Genomic DNA, 17937 nt, shown 5'->3' with positions numbered 1-17937 from the left:
AAACATCCATGCACTCACGCATCGCTTTATCCTGCTTGTCCCTCGCCTTGCTCACCGGCACCGCCCATGCCGCCCCCACGCTGTATCTGGGCATGAACGGCGGTACCATGGAACGGGTGTACGCCGACAAGGTGCTGCCCGCCTTCGAGAAAGCCAACAACGTCAAGGTGGTGATCGTACCCGGCACCTCCTCGGACATCCTTGCCAAGGTCCAGGCCAACAAGGCCAACCCGCAGATGCACGTCATGTTCCTCGACGACGGCTTCATGTACCGCGCGATCTCCATGGGCCTGTGCGACAAGCTCGCGCCAAGCCCGACCCTGGAGCAGATCCCGGCCAAGGCCAGAATCAAGGACGAAGCCGTGGCCGTAACACTGGGCGTCACCGGCCTGGGTTACAACGCCAAGATGTTCAAGGACAAGGGCTGGTCCGCACCCACCTCGTGGATGGACCTGGCCGACCCGCGTTTCAAGGACAAAGTGGTGTTCCAGTCCCTGGCCTCCTCCACCTTTGGCCTGCACGGTTTCCTGATGTTCAACCGCATCCAGGGTGGCGATGAAACCAATGTAGAACCGGGCTTCAAAGCCTGGCCTACGAGCGTCGGCCCCAACGTACTGGAATACATCGCCAGCTCCGCGAAGATCTCCGAGATGGTGCAAACCGACGAAGCCGCACTCTTCCCCCTGACGCCGACCCAGGTCGCCACGCAGAAGCTGTTGGGCATCCCCATGGAATATGCGCAGCCCAAGGAAGGCGCGGTGGTTCTCAACGTGGCCGAATGCGTGATCGCCCGCAATGACCAGCCGGAACTGGCGCAGAAACTCGCGGCGTTCTTGCTGACCGCCGAGGCCCAGGCGCCGGCGCTAGAGGACGGCGACCAGATCCCGTCGAACCCGACGACGCCCACCACCGAAAAGACCCGGGCACGGGTGGAAGCCATGCAGGGTTACTTGCAGACGGCGATTTCAATTGACTGGGACCAGGTTAACCAGGCGAGGCCGGAATGGAATGCGCGGTGGAGTCGCTCGATTGAGCGTTGAGGCTTGAGCGCTGCGCAATCGCGGCCAGTTCATCGCGGGTGCTACTGATGACAGCACCCGCCTTGAGCAACTCATTGACCGCCTGTACACCCCCCTCCTCGCTGATGCTGCGGCACGCCGGCAGGTGCAGGACCACTTGCAATCCGGCCTTGAGCAACTGCAACGCAGTGGTCTTGACGCAGTAGTCCAAAGCCAGGCCGCCGACGATCACACGCACCACCCCTCGGGCCTAGAGGTACTCGATGACGCCGGTGGACAGTTTGTCATGCAGGTCGTGGTAGCAGGCACCAAATGCACCCTCACAGGTTGACAAGACTCATAGTCTTGATTTTATTGGACTTTTAGTGATTATCAATCGAAGTGGTTGACACCAAAGCTGTTGACACATGGCCCGAACCTCCACTTAGATTGACAAATCCTCTAACCTTAAACTGTAGGAAACAGATCACGGTTCCAACAGCCGTTGAGGCAGGTCATGGGTTCGAGTTGCGCGGGCGGCCTACTCCGCTGAATTAAAGCAGGTCAAGTGAATAATGAGCGAGGCTCTGCAGCTAAGCAGGACGATGGGACTTGCTATTGCACTAGCAGGAGCAACGACGCGACTGCCGACTAATTTCTTGCCGCAGCATGGGACATTCAAACCTGTTCGTACCTAAAGAACGCAGTTGGACTCAAAGCTATAAGGCTGTAGTTGACGGGTTGTCATTGGCCTTACGGCAAAGTCGGGGCAATCGCCAAAAACAACAACCGCATCTCGCTTGGAGTCATCTGCGTACATCATCAGCAATAGTAAAAGCCATGTTTAGCATTTGCCTGAGGGTTGCCCAAGCCAAAACAAGGCTTTCCCCAAAGAACCAGGCAGCCTTCGAGTCAGAATCGCATCTCGATTGGCGGACTACCGAAAGGCAGGGAACTGTAAATGAAACAGCAGACTGAATGACCACGAAAACCGAATCCACTGCCCCGTTCCTAAAATCCGGGGACACGGCAGTTCTCTTCGACGGCACATGCAAGCTCTGCAACGGGTGGGCTAGGTTCATCATCCACTATGACAAGGCTCATCGAATTCAGCTCGCTGCGGTTCAGTCGCCTGAGGGCCAAGAGCTTTTGAGGTGGGCCGGACTGCCGCAGGACAAATTCAACACCATTGTTCTCATCTCAAACAACAAGGTGTCCATACGTTCTGAGGCGATGTTCGAGATTTTAGGTCGCCTAAATGCCCCGTGGCGCTGGCTCATGGCTGCACGTGTTGTACCAGCAGCAATGCGAGATTGGATGTACGACAAAATCGCGGTAAATCGCTATCGGTTGTTTGGTCAGTACGACTCCACCCACCTTCCAGCGGCAGATCACGATAAGCGCTTTTTGAAAGCAAACGTCGCAGTGGTTCACTAGACCTTAGATTCAGGCGTCAGGGTCGGTGATATATGATCGAACGCATGATCTTTTCGTTTTCCGCTTTACACATATCGCGAATGCCTTCTTTTGCTGAAGGCGGCATGCGCGTCTCTGCAGCATCTGCACAAAAATCCTCCATCCAGCTCAAGTTTCGCCAAAACACACCGTTTTCAATTGTATGTACACGGTGAGAAACCAGCCTTGACCAAATCAAAGCCTGCATCCATTCAGATTCTGCGGGGAGCGATATCGTTTCCCGAGACGATCCTGGGCAACCGTCAGCGGAGAACCTGGGAACGACTGATTAGTTACATTGAGTCATCCGACTCACCTTACGCATTCGATAAGGCAGCATCCCACGTCGAAGGCTATGTGCACACGCTTGTCGATAGCGACCAGATCCACGTTTCTATCGAACGAGATCTGTTGATTATCGAAACGGTCGACGCTTGGCGATGCACCCGTACTGAATCGAACACTTCGCCTTATCTGAACGCCCCAGGAAAACCATGACTTCCTTTTTTAAACGCTACGCCGACGGCGGAACATCAGATCGGCACATCCATATGCCGCAGCGTCCTCTGCCCACGACCGTCAGTCATTGTCCCCTCGAGGTCTTAGTCGGCCATTGGGAAAAGTATCTGGTAGATCCCTCCTCCGTTCGTGAGCAGTTTCCGTGGGCTGCGCGATTCGTTATGGGCATGCCCGTTCCATCGTGGGCGCGCGGGCTGGAGTGGAACCTAGGGCAGAAGGCTCGTTTTATTTCCGCTGTTTGGTCAGGGGCAGACCTGGGGAGCTACCTCACGAATGACTGGTACGAGCCAGTGATCGGTATCAGGGCATTAGCCGAAAACAGTGAAATTTTGATTGATGGCCAACAACGTCTGCACAGCCTGGAAGAGTATTTCCTCGACCGCTTGGCGATTGCTGATGCACAAGGACAGCCAAGGATTTGGTCTGAGCTCGGCAACGGCGAAAGGAAACGCTTTCTGTCGACGATCTTCAACCATGCCAGGGTGTCGTCTGGCGACGAGGTGGTATTGCGCAGGACATACGATCTTTGCGCGCTGGGCGTAGTGCCTCGGTCATTTGATCAACGGGCTGTTCGGTAAACTTTAATCAAGGCGGTCGGGCGTATCCCTTCGGGAGCGGCTGTCGTAAACCGAGCCCCGCTACGCTGGGTCTCGGCCCTTCGGGCTTCCATCCTTTCGCTCTTCGACCATCATGGTCTGCACGCTCTGCTTGCAGAGCGATCCGACTTACCTTCTTGCTTGGACATTGGCTACCGCTCCCACATACTGCTGAGCATCCGATCAAAGATGAGGCCGGGCAAATGGGTTGGCTCTTTTGGAAAGACAAGCGCCCCGCATGGGTTCAGGCGGAAGAACGGGAATTCATCAAGGCTGCGAACCGCCTAAAGACTCTTCAGGTAACGCCTCGCGGTGGCATGCGCATTGACCCCGAGGAACTCAGGGATCAGATCCTTGCGGCCCGTGAGTTATACAAAGACCTGGTTCAGAAATAACGGCAGCGTGTAAGCAACCTGCTTGCAGCCGCCGCCATTTAGCATGCTTTCAGAACGGTAAAAAAAGGTGTCCGAGGAAGCTCGACTCACTGAAACCATGGCGCCCACGTCAGTGGCTTACCGTCCCGAGTCAACTGCGTGGCTTACCCACGCGGAGCTAACGCAGTCATTCGATTGAGCCGCACGCGCGATGGACTCCAGCGATCAATCCCATCTCTTTTTGATTCCCATCTCATGCCAAGTGCTGATCTCGTCGGAAGTCATCGCCTGGATATATCGATAACCCTGATCCTTGAAAAAGTCTACGTACTGATCTCTGCAACGCAGGTGCATCGACTTTTTGCCTAGCTCCTCGGCGATGGGCTCGACGTTAGCGATCAGTGCTGCTAGGTCATGGCTGTGAAAGGACGGATCGATTGCGATTGATCTGATGTGGAAGCAAGGTGCGCTCGCATCAGCATTGCACTGATCTTTGAACCCTTCTTCCGTAATGAAATCGTCATCCGAGTGACCGAAATGAGCAAAGCCTACGAACTTTCCTTCATGCTCATATATGAGGAAGTTCTCGGGATTGCGCTGAATCCACTCCTGAAATTCTTCCAGGGTCGCGTTCGCGTCGCCAACCCAGGCTAAGCTCTCGACGCGGAAGCAATTCGCTGCATCGTCAGGGGTGGCAGAGCGGTATACAGATACCCACATATCATTACCTCGATGATCCTAGAAGCGGGCATGGTAATGGGTCTGCAGGTTCCACGCACCACATGAAGCGGGCCGTAATGCCTGCCCTAGAGCCCTCTCTGCTAAATCTGCGCCGTTGATTTGCCTGACCCATCGAGCGTGTCAGAAGAGCCTTATGGCGAGTTCAGGAGGCGAATGATGATTCACGGCTATTGAGCTGCGCCAGCACCCGTTCTAGAAAACGGCGCTCTTCCCCATAGAAGAATGCGGAGGGTTCATGAACCGCCAAGTGCTTGATGTCCTCCTCCCACTCGCCGTACCAAGCGTCTCGTGTGTCGACATAGATACTAGGTCGGTCAGGGAATTGATCTCCGGTGATGTCGACGATCAGTCCATCGACTTCAAGCCAAGCATGTGAAGCGCCGTCCTTCATCCCGCAAACATAGAAGAATTCGCCAAGTCCTACGGTGTTCAAATAGTCGCCCATGAGCTCAGAAAAGATTCCGCAGCATCCGGGTGGGAAACCTTGAATGTGCATGGGGACATCGTCGGTCTGTACGACCATCTCGACTGCCAACCTGAAGCTCGTTGCCAACTCAAGCGCTGCTGAACGAAGCATTTTCTATCCCCATAAAGAAGGGCCCGCAGGGCCCTCCATTTGTACTCAACAGATTTTACTGGGCCAGCCAGCTCTCGACCGTATCGGAGCCATGTTCGGCTTTCCATTCCTTCAGCACTTTGTGATTGCCACCCTTGGTCTCAACCACTTCACCTGAGTGAGGGTTCTTGTAAACCTTGATGGCGCGCGCCTTGCGGACGCCCTTGGTCTCAGCGACTGCAGGAGCGCGGCGGCTAGAAGATTGCGGATCGAGAATCGCGACGATGTTGCGCAGGCTGTAGCCATACTCGCCCAGAAGATCGCGGAGATTCTTCTCGAACTCGATCTCACGCTTCAGGCCATCATCGTTTTTCAGTGTTTCAAGCTCTGCCAATTGGGCAGCAAGCTGCTGTTCAAGCGCGCGGAATTCAGCGAGACGGGACATGTAACACCTCAGATATTTAGTGTTGTCAGTATAGTCAGCACTATCCAAAGTAGACAATTGAAGGTGCACTCCGACGCCTAACGCTGACGCTCACGCCTTGCAGACATGTGAGCATCCAAGTGCTTCATTTCAGCCTGCCATTGAGTCAGAAATTTGTCCCAGTCATGGGCGTACAGGCCATCGACCAAGCGCGTCGAGCCGATGCTCGCTTGTAGAAAACGCTCACGCCACGGCTGAGGAATATTGGCCTCGTCAACGATGTTGATACCGGAACTGTGGCGCTCAATCAGGACTGCTTTGCGGACAGCATCAATATCGAGATGTGGATGACTCTGGTTTAAGTCGACGCGCTCTTGGTCTTCAATGTCGTCAAGCACATTCAAAATAGCGACAGCTTGTGGGTTGCCCGGCACCAGGTGCGAAAGTGTCCAGAGGGCTTTGCGCCTGACAGACTCACGCGTACGAAGATCATCAGCCATGTTCAATGCCTCGATTGGAACCGGCAGTCAGTCGACGATAAAGGTCGGCTAAGAGGCGAGCATCCAGCAGCGCGTGATGCGGAAGTTCCGGGAGCGTCACGTCGCCGATATCATCCGCTTCGAGATGCCTGAATAGCAGGATCAGGTTGGTTGGACTATTGGCAACGCTAGCAGGCCAACGATGATTTACGTAGGCCAATTGGCAGAAGAGATCCCAGTCCCAATCCGGTGCGTCCGAGCAAATCTCGAGCGGGCCTTCAAGGTTGCTCAAGAAAGCGAGCAGTGAGGTTTGAGCTTCGACCAAGGGTTGCCCATGTTCAGGCAGATTAAGCTGTGGCAGGACATTTTGAATCACGAAGTCGCTGCAGTCCTGAGTGACGTACGTGTCTGTGAGCTCGACGTAGTATTCGTGCCCGGCTTCGGACACGAGTGCCAGCGAAATCAACTTCGTGTCTCGGTTGAGCCGAGTGAACTCACAGTCCAAAAATAGCTTCATCCTCTCCTCCGTAGCCCTTACCCTTTTTCACCTAGTTTAGAGATCTACATCGTCAAAGATGTTACGTCCTCCCCCCGTTGCAGAGGGCCGAATCAAATCGCTCCGTCCGACTGCTGGTTCCTCATACCGCTCTTGCGAGACCTCACTCACCCAATCGTCAACTCGACGCCGTTGGGTATCGACCACATCCTCGATACCTGGCCATCCCGGAAAGGCCGCGTAAATACCCTCTAGCTCATCAATAAAATCAGAAAAGTGGTTATCAGGATCGTTTTCGTAGCAATACGATTCCTGCAGGGACTTGCGAACCCTGTCCAGGTCAGGCAGCACATGTTTCTGTACATCGCTGTAGAAGTCTTCACGCTCGTGGCTTGTGAAGAACTCATGCATCTCGTTATCGTAGATGTGCCCGAGCTCATCATGATCAAAGACAAAGTCCCGAATCTTGGTGGAAATCGCTTCTCTCGCTGACTCAGGTAAAAGCCCTTGCCGTAGCAGACGGAGAGCTAGATCAGACGACCTCGTGAACAGGTTTATCGCGAAGTCACGAACCAAGCTGGAATGCAGATTTCCATCTACTCTCGAGTAGATGCATAGGAACGCGTCATTTGTCCTGCGTTGCAGAAAAGAATACAGCCTCCCCCGCCTCACGCGCTCCATCTCGCCTTCGCATGCAACGTATTCACAGCACCGATTCGCGATTGCTGCGAACATGCTTGAAGGCAGAATCGTAGCGTTTTGAACCCCTGCGTTGCCGCATGTCACCAGTTCCATCAACCGCTCAATCGGTGTTCCATCCACAAAAATCTGCAGATGTTCAGGACTCTGGGCGAGTATCAACGCAAAAGCATCCCCAATCGTAGGATGCTTATATCGCCAGAAACGTCCATCAGCCGTATCTGCCATCTGAAGAAAACTACCCCGGAGGCTCTCCAGTGCTCGGATACACCCGGACTGGCTACCGCCCAGCCTTTCAATTGTCTGCATCTCGCCGCTAGACAGACTCACCGGGCTTTCGATTGCTCCATGCTTCATGTAGAGAAGAGCAAGTGCGGCCTGGCTCTCGTCATCCATACCCTGCATCGTCTCGACGAGCCATCGCTCCTGCTTCGCGACAAATTCGTCGATATTTTTCTGGTCAATCTCTAGCGCTTTGGTGAATTCAGCGCTCCCCAAACGCCGAGCAGTCTCGGGAGCGAACCGACTGTGAGCTGCCACAGCAGGAAGAAACTCCTTCAAGACCGTCCGAACCCGCTGTGGTTGGTTTCCAAGCTTCACATGGTTGTAGAGGATTTCTGACTTTTCCTGGGAGGTCAGCTCTTTCACGTCGATGACAACCTGGCTCTCTTCCATAAGAGGAAATGCTGTTTTCTTTAGGTCACGTCGTGCGCTGTTGTAAATGTAGTCACGGCTGGTCAGAACTATCCGATGCCCACCTCGGATCATGGTCGTGAGAGCGGGAAGAATCCGGTTCCACTCCATCACCAAGTCTGCTTCGTACTGCATCGCCCCGAAAGCGTCATCAACCCATACGAACTGCGATGTTTCTTCAGTATTCCAGTGATCTCTTATCTGCTCAGGCCTCTCCAGCTTCAATACTAAGCTTTCCCATTTGTCCATCGCACACATGGCCATGAGTGAGGCAATCGTTGTCTTACCTGCTGCGGGCTCTCCAACCAACAGAACAAAGCCATGCTGCTGAAGGGCTTGAAGCGCTTTGCGATAGGTGCCCGTCACCACGAGCTTTGAAAGGTCGGGAAGCTCCGTCAGCAACGCCTTCGTCTGCTTGTACCGTCTCTCATCCAAGATCTGGCTAAGGTCGCCAAGGCCGTAGAGTCGGGGCACATTCATGCGCAGATCACTGTTCAGCTGGATCTTCTCGCAGATCCAGGTAGAACCCAGCAAAAGCACGTGCTTGGCCCCAGTATCCTCAAACGCCAACCGTATTTTGAGATTGCTATCCCCTGTCCAGCCTGCATTTGTCATCAGGACATAGACATCACACTTTCCTTTGGCGACGAGTCCGCGCACCTTTTCAAGCTCGCCAGTCACATCAGATAGAGTGAGATTGTGATCACGGCGCGATGTGAACTTGCACTGGATGACGAATTCGCCTGCATACACTTCGTTTAGCTGAGGAGACCACGTTCCCTTGAACCCACCATCGCGGCCTCCGTCATTTCCTTCAAGGAACGTTTCGACTGTCTGGCCCAAAACTGTTGAGGCTACCGCTATGCACAGCTGCTGAAAACTATGCCAACCTAAGAGGTGAAGGTCGTATTTTGGGGGCGTCATGGGCATTCGATCCTTGAAACAAAATCTAGAGGTCGGACAGAGAGCCATCATAGCGGAACTACAATTACACCGGGGCTGTGGTGGCAGAAACCGCAATTACCTAGTTTGAGGAGGGTAGAATTGTGAGGACAATTGACATATGAAACATATCCAGCTGATTCTCCATGACGAGAGCGCCGCGAAGGCGTAACGCCTCAGCGCAAGGTAGGCCACCAGAACCAGCCGGTGGTGGCTTACTTTTCTTTGCTTAGGATTCCAAGCCCCTAGTTTCTGTGTTTTTCTGCCGATGGCGCTATCGACGAGCCACTTGGCATCGAAATCCTCATAACCTTCAAATGCCGCCCGCCTTGCACTTAGGCCGGCTCACATTGCTCGCAGACCAGCTGGGTGTTCGTATAAGGGCCATAGGCAGTATGTTGGTCGACTGCCCACAGACAAAATTTCGGATCACTGAATCGTTTCCTTACCAATTATTTGGCGACAAATAAATGCCAGAAAAGTAAAAAGAAAAAACCCAAATCAGATACGCAAAATCAACGAAACGAAGTGATATCATTCGGCCACACTGACAGATCGCTAACAGCGAAAGGAGTTCATGTGAGTCAAGAAGATGATGAGAAGTACCCCGCCAGCGCGGTGTCGTCCTGGAGCGGCTTCGTGTATCAAGGAAAGATCGCACTTTATCACTCCCTCAAGCTTATTTACGATGGCGATTTAGAGTTCGAGCTTCAACTAGATAGTAGCGATGACTTCGCTATTTATAAAGATGGAAAACTGCACACCGCCCATCAAGTCAAAGCGAAGATAAGCAAATATCGTAGTGGCTACACCACGGCACTGGAACAGTCCACTTTAATAGAATACGACAAAATCAAAGGAACGACCCGTTACTTCCACGTATCCGTCCAGCTGAACAATACAGACGATCACAAAGGCGCTAGCGGAGAAACAGTAAAATTCTACCGCTACGGAGACAACTATCATTGCGGCTTGGGTGAAATTGAAGAGCTAACTAAAAAACTCATTAGAAAGCTATGTGAGAAGCAGTCTATTATTGCCAGTGACAACCTTATAAATTTTAATTACTGCTTACTGTCAGAAAAAATCAGCACCAAGGCAATACATAATCACAAATCAAATCAAGTCGACGGAATCTCAGAAGACAGAGCCGCATACGAGGGCCGCATCAAGGCCAGAAACATTTTAGATGACCTGCTGGCCGAAAACCCCTATCAGAATCGGGACTACTATGCGGTTGAGTTGAAGGCCAGACTCCAAACCCATCTAGAAGAACGACTGGATCAGGCGTTACCAACAATGAGTGACGCGACCTATGAGAGAGCCAGGCATCTGTGCGAGCACATTCGCGATACACATATTAACGAATTGAAAATCTTATGCCAGATGATGAAACCTTCCGAGCGGTTTCAAGACGTTCAGACGAACGACATTAGGCGATACACCAAGCTCATCCAGGCTATTTCGGCGGAACCTATATTCAACCGCCTTCCACACTATCTGGATGGAGAAAATCGATTCTACGTACCTACCGCTCTCGACGTTGATGAAAGCGAAGAGTGTGAGTCTGATATGATCCGTGAAATGAAAAACAACGGGGATCTACTCAGACTGCTTTTTGAGTATAACCACCTAATCGCTAGCAAAGCAGAAGCCTCATTCAACTTTAATACAAAATTCACAAACCCAGATGATCTCAACAACAAACTGGCCACTGAGAAGCTTGAAAGTAACATCACCAAATCGCTATGCATTAGCGTACTAACCAAAGACGACGCGGAGGGTCGACTGAATGATAAAGCAACTCATTGATGAAGCACTTGCTGCCCATGGCTTTGTGAGTAAACGTGAACTGGACACCACAAGCTTTTATGTTCGCGAGTCTGGATCTGCCATCAGATTCGCAGTGGTACATATTTTAGACGACCTTGCTGACCCAGCCGAGCTGAACAACAAAATCAATCACCTCGCTCCCGAGGAATTTCTCAGAAATCCAAGCTTCAAGAAGAATTGCGATCTGATTTGCATTCATCGCCTAGACGTTCTGGCCGAGTTTCAGAATCACGAAGAAGAAATCTTTGCAATTGAAGAAGACCCACACTTTTATAAAAAATATGTCCTGTACTACAGCGTTGCGGAAGAAAGCGCTCTCACAGACTTCACTTACGACAAACTGTTGGATGTGATCGCTGACAAAAAGGAATTTCTTGGCTATAAAGACAATCCTCTTACCGCAACACAGTACAGTTTCGCTGCGAAGACCTTCATCAAACTTCCTTTCTTGGAACTACCAAGCCATCAAGGAAACCTCGTGTCTCTGCGTTTACAGGCTGGTGAAGCCGTAGCGCAAGCTGGCCTCAATGACACGTACCACATTATGCAGCAAGTCACAAAAAACAACGCCGACGACTTGATCAAGGAAATGATTCGCAATGAACTGGCAAATATCCAAGATTGAAATTTCTAGCTTCAAAGCATTCAAGCACATTTACTTGGATCTCGGCGAGTCGTCCTTGCTAACTCTGGACGGCCCTAACGGTTATGGAAAAACAAGCATATTCGACGCCATCGAGCTACTGCTTACTGGTGAAATCAAGAGAATCCAAGAACTTTTCTTGACACTTCTTACAAAAAACAAAAAAGACTATGCCGACAACCTCTTCTGGAATAAACGCTCAGGAGAAAATGACCTTTACATCAAGATAGAGTTCTCGAACGAAAGCCGAAAACTTACCCTGGCTCGCCACTGCCCCGCCAAAACCTTCAGAAAACAATCCAACAATCGTGCCGACAAGTACGAGCACTTCAAACTTTATGAGCTCCCAGAGTTTGAATCACAAGACTTTACGCCTTCTAATGCCCGTGAGAACCATTACCTAGAAGAAGTATTCGGGAAGCACTTCAGAGAAAACTTTTCCTTCCTAAACTATCTAGAGCAAGGGCAAAACCGGCTTCTCCATACAAGAGTGGACGACCGCAAGAATCAGCTTGGCAATCTTTTCAATATTAGCGAAATCGAAACTGAGATTGAGAACTGCACTACGGCCTCCACCAAGCTCTCCAAATTCATAAAAGATGCTGATCGGAACGCTAAGGCCGAATCGCTTAAAGAGGAACTGCAAACCCTACGTGGCGCACTACAGGCTGACACAGACGCCATTGAATACAAAAAAATATCTACCACAGACGTGCAGCCGGGGTGGGATAATGAAGTCCTTTTTGCAACCTATTCAGTAGCTGATCACTCCACCTACCAAGAATCTGTTCAAAAAATCACGGATCTCTTACCGCTGAAAGCAACAATTAGAACCAGGGCATTCAATGACTCCATTGACGTCTTCGTAAACCGAAATGAAGAATCTTTGAAAAAGCTTGCCGAATTTGGCACAGATCTAGATAGTCTAGACGTACTAGATACCATCAAAAAAGAGATCGAAGCCCTAGGAACTTTATCAGCAATCATCAAGCGCGGTGCATTGGTAATAAAACCTGATGATGCCCGAAAGCTGACCAATTGGGCCGAAGGTCGACTTGAGTGGTTTGAAGCGCAAATACTAGCCCGTGATAGTCTTCAAAATCAAAGCACCTCCAATGCCAGCATTATTGCCGAACTGGATCGCCTTAAAAAGTTATTAGTCGATCAGCACAAAAAGGTTAACTCAGACGATAAATTGTGCCCTCTTTGTGGAGCAGATTGGGAAGACCACCAGTCGATGGTGAAGGCCGTTGACAAACGTACCAAGGAAATCTCCGAGTTACTGAGCCAGGATGGTCAAACCTTACTCAGCTTGATCGCGGCAATGGACGGTGAATTGGCACTGCTTAACACCTTCATCCAGGATCGTCTCAATACGCTTACACCTACGTTCAATCCCACGCTCCATGAGGCCTTGACGAAAATCAAGGCTCGGCTTCCAGCCATAACTCAATTACGAACAAATCTAAAAGATAGAAATATTCAAGCGTCATACTTATTTACAGACATTGACAGCTTAATCAATGAGCGCCTACAAATTCTTAAACAGGAGATCTTGGCAAAGAAGCAGATCGAAGTCGATGGCCTCCCACTACCAGATGACTGGCGAGAAACAATCAATTCAACCTTCAAGGCTTTTGAAGACTTCTATATAGTCACTTTCGAAGACTTAACTAGCAAAGAAAAATACATATCACTGAAAGCAAACGAATCGCAGAACGCTAGACTTCAGACCTGCCTAACTGATCTCAAAATTTATGAAAAGGAAAACGAAGCGGCCAGAAAAGCTCAAGATAAAGTCGATACATTGCGCACCACGCTGAAGCGCACAGAACAGAACTATACCGACCAAACCATTGCGGCGATTGAGCTAATATTCCACATCTACAGTGGTCGACTCATTCAAAACTATCAACGCGGGCTGGGGCTTTTCATCGAGAGCCGAGAAGGTACACAGCTTAGGTTCCTGACGGCGGAAAAATCAGAACACGACGCAGTCATGTCCATGAGCTCAGGTCAGGTATCTGCACTCAGCCTCGCTTTCTTCCTTGCTCTCAACAAGGTTTATTCTCGAGTCCCCCTCATCTTGATTGATGATCCATCACAGTCCCTGGATGAAGTGAACGTGGCCTCCCTGACCGACCTACTTCGTTGCGAGCTTAAACATTGCCAGCTGATACTGTCTTCCCACGAGGACGACATCTCGGCTTACATGCGCTACCGCTTCGACAGAGCGGGTTTAACCGCGAGATCGCTCAACATGCAGCTCTTGGCGAAAGAAGCCTCGTAGAGCTACCTGTGGCGACCTAGTGGAACTGGGTGGCCCAAGACGGGAATAGCGTTGTTGTCTTCCTTTTCAGTTACGACAAGCTCTTGGGGTCAAGCCTGCTTCTGACAGCACGCGAGGGTAAAGATAACTCCTTGGCATGCGTCGCCTGCTGTATGTCACTTGCAGCCGGGCCGAAGAAAGTCTCGCCATGGTGATCTACACCACTCAGCCGGCGACGGCGAAACAGCGAGTGATTGAGGCTGGCTGGCTCCAGCAAGAGGAGATTGAAATTCTGTGGCATCCTCTCGCAGCTAGCTGGCCGGTAACCGAGCTGGGGTTATTTATCTGCTGTGGATTGGGCCACCTTTCGGCTTGGCAGGCTATCTATTCTCGACAGGTAGAAACTCCCTGCCTAGAGCCTGCCAACTCGCTTGGTATAGACCGTTATATAGTCTTTTTCCAGCTTGATCTTGCCTACAAAGCCACGATCATTGAGTGCCTGACAAAGACGAACATCAAGCTCCGAATTCGGCAACCGCACAGTTCGTTTATCCCCCAACAACTCAGCGTATCCACCAGAGAGCGAAGCCAGTATCGCTGAGGTCGTAGCCCAATCGACATGCAGTTTGAGAGCCTGATGCAATAGCTCCTGCTTTTCACGTTGCGAAAGATTGGCATCGCACGCACGCGACGCAATGATGCTTCTGCAATTCCTGGGCATAATGAAATTCTCGGCATTAGCCCTGGCGCACACCAATGCAAGTTTCCCGGCTACAGCCGCGTGACTAGCTTCTTCTCGCTCAACCAAACCCTCCCACATCTCGGCAATGTCACCAATAGGCACAGTGCGCGCGGCACATATCAAACCGACAGTCTTCGGATCGAGCTTTCGTAGGTAGACGTAGTCACGGGCATCAGCCCAGCACCTGATCAGATACGCCGCCTCTGCGGTTGGAGCATTGTTGCCGATTTCCTCTAGAACCTGACCATCGAAGGGCACGAAATGAGCCTGGGCCAGAAACGCCCATCGGTCAGCCGATATGCTCAGCCCTGCGAGACACTCAGGGCCGACAGTTGTACTCCCGAAAATTTCATCCAGCGAGTCATCGTCAAGCTCCGAAGCCAGCAAATAGGCTTTCAGATCATCCGTCTCGTCTCTCGCATCATCCCAAAGCCGCTGAGCTTCAAGGGCGTTCCTAGTAAGGAATGCTGTAAAGATGTCTCGGATACGATCCTGTTCTTCCTTGTCAATCGATTCAGATGGAGTATCTGTTGGCCTTACAATCATGCCGATATAGTAGCTCCACGCAGCATTTGGAACGGAGGTCACACGGTCTAGTTCTAGAGCCTTCTCCCAAATGTTATCGGTGAACCCTTCCAAGTCATCAATCAAACATTCGATGTGCTGGAAAAAATCCTCCTGCAATTCTTGATCATCCTCTACTAGGCCGAGAATGTACCTAAGGGACTCAGTGTCTTCCTGAAGCTTACCTTGCTGCTTCATCAGCTCGAAAATGAAGTCTTCAGGAGCAATCTCAATCAATGAATCAAGTCCTGCGAGACTTAACTCTCGAAGGCGCTTGTAAGAGACATCTCCCCCCTCGTCCACAAACGTTTTCAGGATCAATGCCATCATCGGGAGACTTAGTTGCAAGCAGCCCCAGCCAATCAATTGCCCCAGCGTACTCGCACCGACCTCTGCGGAGAGATTATTGAAGCGAACAGGCTCGCGGCGAAGCCACGCCCAGCCATCGATGTTCGAGGCCATACCTGTGATCAGGTGGTTAACACCAGTGAGACTGGCAATAACTTCAAGCAACGGCTGCCGATGAGCCATACCCTCAAGTTGTTGTTGAGACAACGCGTCCATGATCCCGCACACCAAAGCCTGTCGAGCGTCAGCCTCCTTGAATCGCTCAGTGCTCAAGATCACGGTGAACAACTCGGGGGCGAGTGCATACACAGCGCGAACGAGCGGTAACCTAGCATCCCCTGCAAGGATGATAGATACAGCCTCAGCCAATCGGCCCGCATTCTGATGGCCGCTTTGCAGGATGACGTCCAGCTTTTGCGTTCTTGTGTCGGACAGCTCAGTCAGTGGCGCCGATAGTGAGAGTTGAACAATTAGGTCAGCGATAATGCCTTTGCCATCCCCGAGAGCCTCATGCTCCAATTTGCCGACCACTCGCTCAGGATTCCGGACTGGCGAGGCGACGTCGAGGGTGGCACGGCGCCTGAGTGCGAGAATCAGATTCTGATCGTCGCGAGTCAGCGAGCCTTCGTAGAAAAATCCAAGATAATCTGTGTAATCGGTGTCGAGGTAGCCAGCGCGCATTAGGTAAACGACGATCTCCATTCCTGTCAGCCGCTGGTCAATGATTGCTCCATAATCACCACGAGCAGCTTCACGGAAGGAAATCGTCTTGATCTCGGTGAGCTTCCTCTCTGCCGCCACAATGGCCTCATCCATTGACTTCATGGACTGATGAATCCATGCGAGACGGGTACTATAGGATGCCTGTGTAAGCGCGTCATTTGGACGAACAATATTTCCAACTGGGTTGTGATTCGCCCACTGCGAAAAGAGCATACCTTTGAGTTGCTCGGCCTCACAGACTCGAGTAAAGACGTCGTCCTGTAAAAATTCGTTGAGGGTTACTCGCTGGTTACCGTCAACTAGAACGTAATTCGCGCTGTCAATTCCGCTAGCTTTCAACACCTCGAACCATACACTTAACCTCAGATCGATTAATCGCTCTTCCCCGTGTTGTTCGCGCTGCGCCTTTTCCTCGGTTAGTCGATTGAGCTCAGCGACTGCCTGCGATGGCTGGCTAGCCCAAGCGGAAAGCCCGGTGAGCGAGCCGTACACCTTCCCACGCCTCTTACCCAGCTCTGCAAACTCTTCCGGGTAGAGGTTCCTGATCACCACGATAGCAAACAGTTTGTTTTGATCCAGGTTAAGACCGCCGTGGGACAGCAGGCTGGCAAAAATATCGTACTCATTGACGATATTCTTGATCAGCCGCATCTCATCTATGTAATAACAGACGGTCTCCACGAGAATTGGGTCAAGATCAGTACCCAGCTTTTTGCCATCAACAGCCCGAGTCATCATGAGCTCTTGAAGCTTCTCCCTTGAGTTTTCAGAATTGACGACAGGGATCACCGGGATAATCAGATCAAAAAATTTCGTCTTGTCGGTGACGGTAAACAGCTCGTCACGAATAGCGTAAATGAAGTGAACAGGTCGAGTAATTTGCGGCGAGTGCCGGATAGTGAAGTTGATCTCGCGCAAGCGAAAAAATATTTCCTGAGTTCCGAAACGATCCAGATCCTCAATCACCACGACGCGGACATCGCTTCGTTCAAAGCAATAGATAATTTCATCTACGTTCTTGTGGAGTACGGATCCGTGATTCACGGCCTCGAGCTTTCCCCCCTTCAAGGTCAAGCCGTCGATACTGAACATAGATAGAAATTTGAGCCCCGAATAGAGAAGATACAAACCACCCAGCCCCGTTACCAAGACTGCCAGCCAACCCGGGATCATTACCAGGCTCGTCAGCAACCAAGCAGGATCTAACTTAGGTATCTCCTTCAATGTAGGGACATAAAGCCGCAGGCACGCAATGAGCATCACTCCCCAAAAAATCGTGCGCCTAGCGATGCTACGCCCTGATGTCTGGACAATTCGCTTGAGCCTGGTTTTGGGTACGCGTGCAGTTGGCACGGCGTAAAGGAGCTGCTGGACAATCGTTTCCTCGATCCTGGCGATCAAATCGCTTGAGGTACTACTCTCGCCGGAGTCCTGCACTGACTGGGAGCTTCTTGCTGAGGTCTCAGAGCGTTCAGCGTCCGAAACCGGCAACGGTGGAGGTGCATCCTTGCTGAAGGTTGCTAATGAAACATAAGCCGTTTGAAATTCTGGATGCCGCTCAAAAAAGGTCTTCAGGACACTGCTCTTACCTGCCCCATATCCACCGGTAAGTGCGATGTTCAGAACCTCATCCTTTCCCAGTGCGCCAAGCAATTCGCGCTCATAGCGATCAAAGTGGTCACTATCGATGAGGACTGGTGTGAGTGGCTCAAAAGACCCTGGCGACGAAGACGCGGAGCACAGAGATTGGAAGATGCGGATCCCTTCTTTAGCAGCAACTAAAAAAGCGGCATATTTTAGTTTGATACTGGCTGACAGTCCCTGTGACATAGGCAATCCTGGC

The 17937-nt window shown here is 51.3% G+C and carries 13 protein-coding genes and 1 pseudogene; 6 read left to right on the top strand and 8 right to left on the bottom strand.

Annotation, left to right across the window (positions count from 1 at the left end; genetic code table 11):
* The first annotated feature begins 8 nt into the window (after positions 1 to 8).
* A complete protein-coding gene (locus E4O97_RS10730; protein WP_248161351.1) occupies positions 9 to 1040 on the top strand; it encodes an ABC transporter substrate-binding protein in 1032 nt (343 codons plus the stop codon).
* On the opposite strand, the pseudogene E4O97_RS10725 reads toward E4O97_RS10730, so the two are convergent.
* A pseudogene (locus E4O97_RS10725) lies at positions 985 to 1332 on the bottom strand (isochorismatase family protein); the annotation flags it as partial. The gene E4O97_RS10730 and the pseudogene E4O97_RS10725 sit on opposite strands and share 56 nt — an antisense overlap.
* Positions 1333 to 1976: 644 nt before the next feature.
* Here E4O97_RS10725 and E4O97_RS10720 point away from each other — a divergent pair.
* Both E4O97_RS10720 and E4O97_RS10715 read left to right on the top strand, forming a co-directional pair.
* A complete protein-coding gene (locus E4O97_RS10720; protein WP_248161350.1) occupies positions 1977 to 2435 on the top strand; it encodes a thiol-disulfide oxidoreductase DCC family protein in 459 nt (152 codons plus the stop codon).
* Positions 2436 to 2947: 512 nt separating this feature from the next.
* Positions 2948 to 3550, top strand: coding sequence for a DUF262 domain-containing protein (locus E4O97_RS10715; RefSeq protein ID WP_248161349.1), 603 nt, complete (start codon positions 2948 to 2950; stop codon positions 3548 to 3550).
* Positions 3551 to 4167: 617 nt separating this feature from the next.
* On the opposite strand, the gene E4O97_RS10710 is transcribed toward E4O97_RS10715, so the two are convergent.
* The 6 genes from E4O97_RS10710 to E4O97_RS10685 form a co-directional block, all read right to left on the bottom strand.
* Positions 4168 to 4662 carry a GNAT family N-acetyltransferase gene (locus tag E4O97_RS10710; protein ID WP_248161348.1) on the bottom strand — a complete coding sequence of 165 codons (495 nt, stop codon included), beginning with the start codon at positions 4660 to 4662 and terminating at the stop codon, positions 4168 to 4170.
* Between the two features lie 163 nt (positions 4663 to 4825).
* The gene (locus E4O97_RS10705; protein ID WP_248161347.1) at positions 4826 to 5260 is read right to left on the bottom strand and encodes a hypothetical protein; all 435 of its coding nucleotides are present in this window, start codon (positions 5258 to 5260) and stop codon (positions 4826 to 4828) included.
* Between the two features lie 55 nt (positions 5261 to 5315).
* Positions 5316 to 5684: a histone-like nucleoid-structuring protein, MvaT/MvaU family gene (locus E4O97_RS10700; RefSeq protein ID WP_248161345.1), complete on the bottom strand. Its 369-nt coding sequence runs from the start codon at positions 5682 to 5684 to the stop codon at positions 5316 to 5318.
* Positions 5685 to 5761: 77 nt separating this feature from the next.
* A complete protein-coding gene (locus tag E4O97_RS10695) occupies positions 5762 to 6163 on the bottom strand; it encodes a hypothetical protein (RefSeq protein WP_248161343.1) in 402 nt (133 codons plus the stop codon).
* The gene (locus E4O97_RS10690; protein ID WP_181640124.1) at positions 6156 to 6659 is read right to left on the bottom strand and encodes a 3'-5' exoribonuclease; all 504 of its coding nucleotides are present in this window, start codon (positions 6657 to 6659) and stop codon (positions 6156 to 6158) included. The genes E4O97_RS10695 and E4O97_RS10690 overlap by 8 nt, the downstream gene beginning before the upstream one ends.
* 36 nt (positions 6660 to 6695) lie before the next feature.
* Complete coding sequence (locus E4O97_RS10685; protein ID WP_248161341.1) at positions 6696 to 8954, bottom strand: hypothetical protein; 2259 nt, start codon at positions 8952 to 8954, stop codon at positions 6696 to 6698.
* A 597-nt stretch (positions 8955 to 9551) separates the two neighbouring features.
* Here E4O97_RS10685 and E4O97_RS10680 point away from each other — a divergent pair.
* From E4O97_RS10680 to E4O97_RS10670, 3 genes are read left to right on the top strand one after another with little or no spacing between them, the layout of a single operon-like run.
* Positions 9552 to 10784: an ABC-three component system protein gene (locus E4O97_RS10680; protein ID WP_181640126.1), complete on the top strand. Its 1233-nt coding sequence runs from the start codon at positions 9552 to 9554 to the stop codon at positions 10782 to 10784.
* Positions 10765 to 11430: an ABC-three component system middle component 1 gene (locus E4O97_RS10675; RefSeq protein ID WP_181640127.1), complete on the top strand. Its 666-nt coding sequence runs from the start codon at positions 10765 to 10767 to the stop codon at positions 11428 to 11430. The genes E4O97_RS10680 and E4O97_RS10675 overlap by 20 nt, the downstream gene beginning before the upstream one ends.
* Positions 11405 to 13738 carry an AAA family ATPase gene (locus E4O97_RS10670; protein ID WP_248161339.1) on the top strand — a complete coding sequence of 778 codons (2334 nt, stop codon included), beginning with the start codon at positions 11405 to 11407 and terminating at the stop codon, positions 13736 to 13738. Before E4O97_RS10675 ends, E4O97_RS10670 begins: the two co-directional genes overlap by 26 nt.
* A 391-nt stretch (positions 13739 to 14129) precedes the next feature.
* Here the strand turns inward: E4O97_RS10670 and E4O97_RS10665 are convergent, their stop codons facing one another.
* Positions 14130 to 17924 carry a hypothetical protein gene (locus tag E4O97_RS10665; RefSeq protein ID WP_248161338.1) on the bottom strand — a complete coding sequence of 1265 codons (3795 nt, stop codon included), beginning with the start codon at positions 17922 to 17924 and terminating at the stop codon, positions 14130 to 14132.
* Positions 17925 to 17937 lie beyond the last annotated feature (13 nt).

It is taken from the genome of Pseudomonas sp. W15Feb34, from assembly GCF_023127765.1.
GTDB classification, from domain to species: domain Bacteria; phylum Pseudomonadota; class Gammaproteobacteria; order Pseudomonadales; family Pseudomonadaceae; genus Aquipseudomonas; species Aquipseudomonas synxantha_A.
The sequence above is the reverse complement of the archived record's forward strand: the minus strand, read 5'-3'. Positions and strand labels throughout refer to the sequence as shown.